Genomic DNA, 2,335 nt, shown 5'->3' on the forward strand with positions numbered 1-2,335 from the left:
AAAGTTCCCCATGAAGAATTGAGAATGTAGAATTAAGAATTAAGAATTGAGAATTAAGAATTAAGAATTGAGAATTAAGAATTAAGAATTATACATTAGGTATTATTCTTTATACATTATTCTTTATACATTATACATTATACATTATACCTTCAGCCTTCAGCCTTCAGCCTTCAGCCTTCAGCCTTCAGCCTTCAGCCTTCTCCATTCTCCATTCTCCATTCTCCATTCTCCATTCTCCATTCTCCATTCTCCATTCTCAATTCTCCATTCTCAATTCTCCATTCTTAATTCTACATTCTCAATTCTGCATTCTCAATTCTACATTCTATATTCTACATTCTATATTCTACATTCTATATTCTTAATTCTAACAACTTTTAACTTTAGAGCAGAGCTGATTTAATAACTCCTTTGGAATTGCTTCAAAATTTTCTAATATAAAATCCATTAAGGCCAGATGATGCAAAGAATCGGAAGAAGGAGTTTTATAGCGAGCACTTTGAGCCAGCCAGCTGTTTACAGCGTATGTTGAGCGGCAGCAGATGTTACCGATGTCTTCTTGGTTAACTTGCCATTTCCAGTAAAACTCCTGGGGGGTCATGGAAAGTCGGCAGTTGCTGTATAGGTAGATCAAGATTTCTTCTCGCTCGGTTATGGCACGAGGATAGGAATGTTCCAGTGTCGATTGGCTCCTGGCAATTTGGGCAAGGCGGTCTAGGGCTCGCTGACACTTAATCAGATGATTCAGATGGTCATTTGAGCGATTTGTTGGCATGATGTAATTACCTCACACATAGCTTGTGCCTGGGGACATAAGCCGCGCTTCTTAGTTGACGTGGAAAGCGCGGCTTTTTGCCCATAAATATTGTGGAAATATCGGACATTTTTATTATTACTAATAACTTGGCAAATGTCAAGGATATTTTTAGATTTTTGCAACATTTTTTTACAAATTTAAAAATTGATTAGCTTGGGGGTTTGATATATAACAAATATCAATTTTATGATGTATTTTTGGATTATATTTTAGGGAGCAGGGAGCAAGGAGCAGGGAGCAGTAGGAAAGAGCTTGGAGGATTGTTTGATGTTATGATAAATTAACAAGATTGTTAATAACCTATTGATAAAGCGGCTTTGATATTAATCAACTTACAGATTTACCGCCAACAAACACACAGAGAAGCACGCTAGCACTAAGGTATTTGTTGGTGGGTATCTGCTCAAAATGCGATCGCATTTCCCTAGGTTTAAATTGTAAATTAATTATAAATAGTCAGTTTACGGACCTGGGACTAGGGCGTGTTGTCAAACTGGTTGTATCCTAAACAATAAGCGATGGCAGAGTGCATTAATGAATCGAGTCAACTTAAGTAATCAGCCCTGGGAGAGGTGACCAGAACACTATGGAAAGTGGGTGCATCGTGGGAACATGGTTTTATCGGTGGCAAAAAGCCGGGATAGCGATCGCTCCAGCGTAACGCACCGAACCTGTAAAGACACCCACAGCATAAGGATAGATGACTGAATTCCAGATTCGCTTAGCTCAAATTTCAGATGTAGAACCTATCTTGGCATTCTGTCAATATACCTGGGAACATCAAAAAGATTACATGCACTTAGTGTTGGATAAACGGATTAACAATCCTGAAAATAAAGTTTTTGTAGTTACTCTTGATGATATCCCTGTGGCAATGCAGCAAGTAGTTATTTTGTCAAAACAGGAAGCTTGGCGAAGTTCTTTGAGAGTAGATCGTCGCTATCGAAGGCGAGGTTTATCTAAATTATTAGATTCACATATAAATAATTATTTATCTCAAGTCAATATTCCTATATTACGTTACTGTGTCTTGTCTGACAATGAAATAATGTTGAAAATTGTCTCTCGTCGAGGAGATAACAAAATCGCTAATTATAGTATATATAAAGCTAATATTTTGGCTTCAAAAATCAACAAATTGTTTAAATTATAATTGAAAAACTTTGATGATATTTGGTCTTTGGTAGTTAGAGAAAATTTATTAGATCATAAACAAAGTTTGTACACAGAAAATATTGGCAAATGTCAAACCCTTACTCCTGAGTTATTAAAAGAGTGTTTGATTGCTGGAAAAGTTTTCGGATTAATACAAAATGAACGTTTACGAGGTATAGCTATTCAAAGTTACTCGGAAATTTCAGAGGAAGATTTTTATATTGGTTATCTTCATGGAGAGCCAGAAATCTTAACAGAGCTTCTCTGTGAATTATGTAAATTAGCCTATTCTTTAGGTAAGTCAGTGGTTAAAGGTCTTTTTCCGTTGAATGATAGTTTCGGCGATGCTCTTTCCCAAGA

The 2,335-nt window shown here is 36.3% G+C and carries 3 protein-coding genes; 2 read left to right on the forward strand and 1 reads right to left on the reverse strand.

Annotation, left to right across the window (positions count from 1 at the left end; genetic code table 11):
• Positions 1-370 precede the first annotated feature (370 nt).
• Entirely contained in the window at positions 371-778 is a 408-nt protein-coding gene (locus tag F6K37_RS38610; protein WP_287256461.1) for a hypothetical protein, read from the reverse strand.
• Between the two features lie 742 nt (positions 779-1,520).
• Between F6K37_RS38610 and F6K37_RS38615 the strand changes: the two genes are divergently transcribed.
• Both F6K37_RS38615 and F6K37_RS38620 read left to right on the forward strand, forming a co-directional pair.
• Positions 1,521-1,973, forward strand: coding sequence for a GNAT family N-acetyltransferase (locus F6K37_RS38615; RefSeq protein WP_008189932.1), 453 nt, complete (start codon positions 1,521-1,523; stop codon positions 1,971-1,973).
• The coding region (locus F6K37_RS38620; RefSeq protein ID WP_287256463.1) for a hypothetical protein at positions 1,974-2,335 on the forward strand (362 nt) is incomplete at its 3' end.

This window comes from Moorena sp. SIO4E2 (genome assembly GCF_010671945.1).
GTDB lineage: Bacteria > Cyanobacteriota > Cyanobacteriia > Cyanobacteriales > Coleofasciculaceae > Moorena > Moorena producens.

Excerpts from the sequence above, each read along its gene's own strand:
- F6K37_RS38610 (WP_287256461.1), bottom strand. The coding sequence starts at position 778 with ATGCCAACAAATCGCTCAAATGACCATCTGAATCATCTGATTAAGTGT.
- F6K37_RS38615 (WP_008189932.1), top strand. The coding sequence starts at position 1,521 with ATGACTGAATTCCAGATTCGCTTAGCTCAAATTTCAGATGTAGAACCT.